Annotated in this window: 5 protein-coding genes and 1 pseudogene; 3 read left to right on the top strand and 3 right to left on the bottom strand. The window is 64.6% G+C overall.

What is annotated here, in order from left to right:
* Positions 1-2,184: Ig-like domain-containing protein (locus VTU_RS25540; RefSeq protein ID WP_010100878.1), on the top strand; the 2,184-nt coding region annotated here is incomplete at its 5' end.
* Between the two features lie 156 nt (positions 2,185-2,340).
* On the opposite strand, the gene VTU_RS0103675 is transcribed toward VTU_RS25540, so the two are convergent.
* The 3 genes and pseudogenes from VTU_RS0103675 to VTU_RS0103665 all read right to left on the bottom strand — a co-directional run.
* Positions 2,341-2,619 carry a type II toxin-antitoxin system RelE/ParE family toxin gene (locus tag VTU_RS0103675; RefSeq protein ID WP_010100876.1) on the bottom strand — a complete coding sequence of 93 codons (279 nt, stop codon included), beginning with the start codon at positions 2,617-2,619 and terminating at the stop codon, positions 2,341-2,343.
* Entirely contained in the window at positions 2,606-2,806 is a 201-nt protein-coding gene (relB, locus tag VTU_RS0103670; RefSeq protein ID WP_010100874.1) for a type II toxin-antitoxin system RelB family antitoxin, read from the bottom strand. The genes VTU_RS0103675 and relB overlap by 14 nt, the downstream gene beginning before the upstream one ends.
* Positions 2,803-3,096 (bottom strand): annotated as a pseudogene (locus tag VTU_RS0103665) (transposase); the annotation flags it as partial. The pseudogene VTU_RS0103665 and the gene relB, both read right to left, overlap by 4 nt.
* Positions 3,097-3,481: 385 nt before the next feature.
* Between VTU_RS0103665 and VTU_RS0103660 the strand changes: the two are divergent.
* Both VTU_RS0103660 and VTU_RS25535 read left to right on the top strand, forming a co-directional pair.
* Positions 3,482-4,477: an Ig-like domain-containing protein gene (locus VTU_RS0103660; protein ID WP_010100872.1), complete on the top strand. Its 996-nt coding sequence runs from the start codon at positions 3,482-3,484 to the stop codon at positions 4,475-4,477.
* On the top strand, positions 4,474-7,530 hold a 3,057-nt coding region (locus tag VTU_RS25535), incomplete at its 3' end, for an Ig-like domain-containing protein (RefSeq protein ID WP_010100871.1). The genes VTU_RS0103660 and VTU_RS25535, both read left to right, overlap by 4 nt.

Below are 7,530 nucleotides of genomic sequence, written 5' to 3'. Positions count from 1 at the left end.
ACGGCCACCTTGACGCCCAGGGCCAACGTCCGCGAGGTGACAAATATCATCCGCGTCAACCTCGCCGGTGTGAGCGACGCCGCGGGCAACATCGGTACCGGCGGCGCCATCAGCGCCAACTACACCGTTGACACCACCCGCCCCTGGGCCACCATTTTTATGTCCAACCGCCAGCTCACCACGAGCTGGCCCCACAACCACAGCACCGTCATCTTCACATTCAGCGAGCCCGTCAACGGCTTTGACATCAGTGACATCGTGTACACCAACGGCACGCTGAGCACGCCCATGGCCAACGCCGACCGCAGGAGTTGGACAGCCACCTTGACGCCCACGGCCAACACCAGCGCCCCGGCGAATACCATCCGCGTAAACCTCGCCGGGGTGACCAACGACGCGGGCAATGCCGGTACCGGCAGCACATTCATCTACATCGGTACCATCTACGACGTGGACACCGTGCGCCCCACGGCCACCATCACGCTGGCCGACAGCGCGCTCACCGCGGGCGAGAGCACCACCGTCACCTTCCGTTTCAGCGAGCCCGTCTCCGGGTTTTATGCCGACGACATCGTGTGCAGCAATGGCACGCTAAGCCCGCTCACGCCCATGGAAAACACCGGCCGCACGGTCTGGACAGCCAGCTTTACGCCCACGGCCAATGTCTACGCCCCGACAAATGCCATCCGCGTGAACCTCGCCGGCGTAAGAGACGACTCCCGCAACGACGGGACCGAAACCGCCATCAGCGCCAACTACTCCATGGACACCCGGCCTGCCAACGCCGCAGGCCCGACCGCCACGATCACGCTGGCCAACCCCAGCCTGGCCGGAGGGGAAAGCACCACCGTCACCTTTGCCTTTGGCGAGCCCGTCACCGGCTTCACGCGCGATGACGTCGTGCTCACCCATGCCAATGGCACACTCGGCGAACCCGCGACCCATGACCATGGCAGAACCTGGACCGCCACCTTCACGCCCACGGCCAACGTCGAGAACGACAGCAACACCATTGGCGTAAACCTTGCCGGCGTGACCAACGCCGCAGGCCGCGCCGGCACCGGCCTTGCAAATAGCGCCAACTACCAGATCGATACCCGGGCCCCGGTGGTGTACTGGACCACGGTGCGCGACAACTGGCTGTCTCTCGGCTACGCCGAAGAAACCTACTTGGACGCAACCCATATCCCGCCCGCAACGGCCTTTGTGGTGCGCGTCGATAACGTGCTCACCGCCGTCACCACCGTCACGGTGTCCGCGAAGTACAAGACCGTCAAATTGAAGCTGGCCACCCCGGTCGCCAATGGCCAGGTGGTGACCGTCGCCTACACCGACCCCACGACCGGCAACGATGCCAACGCCATACAGGACGTGGCCGGCAACGACGCGGCCAGTTTCTCGGCCATACCGGTGAACAACTACACACCCGCGCAACAGGAACAGGATTCGGCCGCGTCAGCCCGGTCGGCTCCGCTGACCCCCTCGAATTCGCCAGCCCCCTCCCCGGCCCCGGAAGGCCCGTCGAACCAAAACACCCAGGACGACAGGGACAGCGACGGCGTTCCCGGCAGCAGCGAAGACCAGCCCCCCGGCACCCCCAGCCCCGCTGGCGCAGCCCCCGCGACCGACGACAACAGCACCCCGGACAGCACGCAGACAGCGGTGCGTTCGACCCGCCTTGTGCTCAGCAGCCCCCCCGGAGCAAGCCAACCCGCAGACACAGCCAGCAGCACCCCCGTGACCCTGGTAGCCGGCAGCCAGGACGGCAGCCAGGACCCGGACAGCAGCGGCGCCCGCATCACCCGCCTGGAGCAAGAAGACGCCCCCGCCGAGTTGCCCCAGGGGATGGAAATGCCCCTCGGACTGCTCAGCCTGGAGGCAACACTGGCCACGGGCCGCAGCAGCCAGACCTTCAGCCTGTATCTGGACCCGGCGCTGGGCGTGAACGGCTACTGGGCCCGGGACAGCGCCGGCCACTGGGTCAACCTGAGCAGCGCGCCCTACGGCGGCAAGGTGGCGCACGAGGGCGGGCGGCTGCGGCTGGACTTCGAGATCGCCGATGGCGGGCCGTTCGACGCCGACGGCCTGGCCAACGGCGTCATCACCGCCCCGGGAGCCGCAGCGCGCATGCCCTTGTCCCTCATGGGGCAAACGCCAGATGCGGCAGGCGGCCTCTGGTTCTGACGCCGCAGCACACAGGGCCTGGACAAGCGGCCTTGCTGTGCCCAAGCCTGCCCGCCCCCCGCGGGCGGCTTGAACCCGAAAGAACTGGCAGGCCGCACCGCATCCCCCTGCATGCTGCGGACGTGGCCGCCTGAACGTACCGGCCGTGTTCCAGGCTCATGGGTACTCTTGGCGGGCGTGCAACACGCGCAGCACATGGATGCGGGCCTGCTCTACCCGATAGACAACGATGTAGTTCGGGTGAACCACGTATTCCCGCGTCCCCCGCACACGGCCAGGACGCAAGCCAAACGGCACGAGGGGGAGAAACCGCTCCACGCCCTGCTCGATGGTCTGCCGCAGGTCTTGGGCGGCTGCGGGGTTGAACTGTTCGATGTAGAACTGGATTTCGGCCAAGTCGAGTTGGGCCTCGTCCGACCACTCAATGGGCAGCACGCTTGGCCCTCATCTCGTCCAGCAGGGCGTCCACGCGCGCAATAGCGGCATCGTGGGGCAGGCTCGGGCGCTCGCTCTCGATGGCTTCTTGCACCTTGACGCGGAACCAGCGGTCGTAGCTGTCAGCTTGCTGCTGCGTCTCGAACTCGGAGACGCGGGGGTCCAGGGGGGTGGTTGCGGTGGTCATATGCGATTTCCTTTCTTGGGTCGCTTCAGAAAACGGAAAAGCATCTTGAGCGCCAGCAGTGGCTCGATCTTCGCCTCAATGCACGCGATCACGTTGGCCTGGCTGCAAAAGCCATTGTCCGTGATCAGCGACTGCACCTTACCCAGCACTGCGGACAACGCCAGGATCTGCGCCAGCGTGGGCACGACTTCGCGCTTGTCGTTGGGTGCCTGGCTCACATGCCGGGTGATCACCATCATGGTCTCGGTGTCCACGCCGGCCTGCGCGTTGTAGCTTTGCTCGAAGCCGCCCCGGTTCAACCTTGCTTTGGGTGATCGGCTGGGCCGTGGGCCCGGGTCTGCACGGAAGGAGAAATTCGCGTCTATTTCACGCAAAAAAACAGCGGGCACGGTGTAACAAAAGGGCCCTGCACGCAATGGATGAGCGCGCGCAAAGGGCATGGCGAGGGAGCGCCACAGGCCCTTGGCCCATACCCAAGGGAGTGGACGAGATCACCGCCTGCGCCCTGCTCTGCACAGGGATTGAGCGGCTGGACCTGGGCAGCTGAAAAAAACTGTGATTAAATGCGCGTCACCTCTGTTACGTATCCACTGCCGTTCCGCGGCGGAACCCCAACCCGTAGCCGGAACTGCAACCCCAGTCCGCAACCGCACACCAACCTTTCAGGAGAACGCCATGACCATCACTTCCGTCAGCATTCAGGCCGACAAATACAAGCTGGGCAAGGGTGAATCGACCACCGTGCATTTCAGGTTCAACGAGGAGCCGCTGCAGTCGAGTTTCGTCCTCGCCGACGACTGCACGAGCATGCCGTCCGGTACCCGCTGGACCAGCAGGTTGACCAGGGACCCCATCGATGGAAGTCACTACTGGGCCACACTGAGTGCGAATGACGACACGGAAAGCGCCGGCGGCCGCATCAGCATGGACCTTGCCAATCTGCTGGATCGGGCCGGCCGTGGGGGCTCAGGGACCTCCCAATCCGATTGGTTCTCCGTCGATACCGTCAACCCCCGGGTCACAAGCATCACGCTCGACGACACCAGCCTTGCAGCCGGCGAAACCGCCAGGGTCCAGTTCGTTTTCAACGAGAAAGTCACCGGCGCAAGCGTCAAGGCAGCCTTCGACCTCTCCAATGCCCACGGCACGCTGAGCGACCCCTCCAGCACCGACGACGGCATCACCTGGACCGCCACCTTCACGCCCGCTGCCAACACGGCAAACGCCGAAGCTTGCAAGATCGGCCTGAACGTCAGCCAAGTGCGCGACCTGCATGGCAACGCGGGACAGGACTCCTCAGGAGGAAGCAACCCCGTCTACAGCGACAACTACTCCGTCAACACCCTGCAGGACTCCTCCGGAGGAAGCAACTCCGTCTACAGCGACAGCTACACCGTCGGCACCGAGCGCCCCTCGCTGGCCGCGCGTGACATCACGTTCAGCGGCGACCAATTGACGCTTAACGAGAGAACGATCACCGTCACCTTCACCTTCTCCGAACCGGTCAAGGGTTTGGGAAGCGGAAACCTGCACTTCACGAGTAGTCACTGGCAGTCGCGTGGGGGACCGGGCACGCTGTCCGCTCCGCGCCCCACAGACCCCGACGCCAACGGCCATAGCACCGTCTGGACCGCCACATTGACGGCCCCCCATCGGGGGCCCGCTCGGTGAGCCACAAAATCAGCGTGGACCTCGCCGGCGTGACCGATCGCGATGGCCTCCAGGCCACGACACGCATTGTGGAATCGAGTAACTTCTACAAAGTCGACACCCAACGGCCCACCGCCACGATCACGATGGACACGATGCTGGGACTGAACGCCAGAGAAACCACCGTCACCATCACCTTCTCCGAACCCGTCAGTGGCTTCACCACCGACGACATCGCGGTGCACAGCGACTCACCGGTCCAGGGCACTCTGAGCAACTTGCGCCCCGTCCATGGCGACCAGAGCTCGGATGGCAGCTACGTCGCGGGTCAAACCTGGACCGCCACACTAACTCCGAACAACTACAACGACCTCCACGCACGCGCAGTGGGCGGCAACAGGATCGTTTTGCGCAAGCACAGCGTGCTTGACACGTTTGGCAACTCGGGTCCGGAGGAGGACCAATACGGCCCCACCTACACCGTGGACTACGCCGGGCCCAGGCTGCTGGCATCCAGCATCACCTTCGCACCCGGAAAGCCGGCGACGGACAAAACCCTCACCGCCGGCGAAACAGCCACCCTCACCTTTGTCTTCAACGAAGCGGTGACGGGGTTCAACGCCAATTCCATAATCTTCTACACCGATACAACTGACACGGGCGTCAACGGCGGCACGGTGTCGAACGTGGTCTCCACCGACGGCGGCACCACCTGGACTGCCACACTCACCGCCCCGACGCCCCCCGCCACCGCCTCGACGGCCCCCGCCATACCACCCAACAACCAGGTGATCAAGACAGGTGTACTGATAAGCGGAATATTCGACGCTGCGGGCAACCTGGCAGGCGCCCCACACAGAAGCCCAGTCGTCCCAGGCTCAAGACAGCTCTCCAACATCGATTACTACGTCGACATCACGCGCACCTCCGGCACGCGCCCCACCGCGACCATCACGCTGGCCGACGACGCGCTCTCCAGGGGCGAGACCACCACCGTCACCATCTTCTTCAGCGAGCGCGTCCACGACTTTGACGCCACCGACATAGACCTCACGAATGCCAACGGCACGCTCGGCACGCTGCGCACCAACGACAACGTCACCTGGTTCGCCACCTTCACGCCCACGGCGGGCGTCGAGGACGCGACCAACACCATCAGCGTGAACCTGGCCGGCGTGACCAATAACGCACAGCGCACGGGCGCAGGCAACGCCACCAGTCTCAACTACACCGTGAACACCCGGACGTCCGCGCCAGACACCACGCCCCCGCTCATCTACTACGCCACGGTCAACGGCAACCAGCTGGTGCTCACGTACCTCGAATCCAACACCCTGGACGAGACAGCACTCACGGGCAACGCAGGCTTCAGGGTGCTGAGCAGCATCGCCACCACCGTGACCAGCGCCGTGGTGAACGGGGCGGCCAAGACCATCACGCTCACGCTCAACCGCGCCGTGACCAGCACGGAGACGCTCCACGTCCGCTACACCAAGCCCGCAACCGGCGCCGTGGTGCAGGACGCTGCCGGCAACGACTCACCGGACTTCAGCGAATGGGCCGTCACCAACTACACGCCTGCGGGAGCAGACACCACGCCCCCGGTGATCAACACCGCCAAGCTCATCGGCTTCGGCAACGTGCTGGAGCTTGCGTACACGGAAGCCAACACCCTGGACCGGACAGTACTCAGCTCCAGCCTCTTTACGGTCACCACCGCCGCTGGCTCCGTCAACGTCCTCGCCACCTCGGTGAGCGCAATGGACAATACCGTGATGCTGTCGCTGAGCCGCCCCGTGGCCGCAACGGAGGGGACCGTGACCGTCAGCTACACCAAGCCCGCATCCGGTGGGGTGCGGGACGCTGCCGGCAACCAGGCAGCAAGCTTCAACGCACAACCCGTGACCCATGCCCAAGGCCTGTTGTCCCCACCAGGCAACACCACGCCCCCGCGGCTGCCCGTCAGTTCCATCACGTTCAGCGACAGCACGCTGTCGATTGACAAGAGCACGACCACCGTCACCTTCACCTTCTCCGAACCGGTCAAGGGTTTGGGAAGCGGAAACCTGCAGGTGCCCGCAGGAAAGGGCACGCTGTCCGCTCCGCGCCCCACCAACCCCGACGCCAACGGCCATAGCAACACCTGGACCGCCACACTGACGGCCCCGCCGGGGACCCATACCTCGAAGGACCACAAAGTCAGCGTGGACCTCACCGGCGTGACCGATCGCGATGGCCTCCAGGCCAACGGAACACGCACGGTGGAATCGAGCAACACCTACGCCATCGACACCCAGCGGCCCACCGCCACGATCACGATGGACAAGACGACGCTGAGAGAGAACTCCAGAGACGCCATCGTCACCATCCGCTTTTCCGAAAAAGTCCGCGAATTCACCCACGACGACGTCGAGGTGCACAGCAGCTCGCCGGTCCGGGGCACTCTGAGCGCCTGGAGCACCAACGATGAAGGTCAGACCTGGACCGCCACACTGAGTCAGAACAACTACGTCAACGACTCCAACGGGCGCCCAAAGGGCGGCAACAAGATCATTTTGCACAGGGGCCACCTGACGGACCTCGCGGGTAACTGGGGTCCGGCGGAGGACCACTACGGCCCCACCTACACCGTGGACTACTTCGGGCCCACGCTGACGGCATCCAGCATCACCTTCGCACCCGGAAAGCCGGCGGCGACGAACACCACCCTCAGCGCCGGCGAAACAGCCACCCTCACCTTTGTCTTCAGCGAAGCGGTGACGGGGTTCGACGCCAGTTGCATCATCCCCTACACCACTGCAACAAATAATGACACGCAGCGCACTGACGCGAACACCAATGGCGGCACGGTGTCGAACGTGGTCTCCACCGACGGCGGCACCACCTGGACCGCCACACTCACCGCCCCGACGGCCAACACCGTCACACTCAACAACGTCAACATCGCCATACTTCAGGCCCCAGTGATCGACCTTGCGGGCAACCCGGGAGGTGGCCCAGGCACAAGAAATCTCGCCAGCACCATCACGTACAACGTCAACACCACGAGCGCCTTCGGCACGCGCCCCACCGCG

Origin of the sequence: Verminephrobacter aporrectodeae subsp. tuberculatae At4 (genome assembly GCF_000193225.1) — a bacterium.
Classification (GTDB): Bacteria; Pseudomonadota; Gammaproteobacteria; order Burkholderiales; family Burkholderiaceae_C; genus Acidovorax; species Acidovorax aporrectodeae.
The sequence above is the reverse complement of the archived record's forward strand: the minus strand, read 5'-3'. Positions and strand labels throughout refer to the sequence as shown.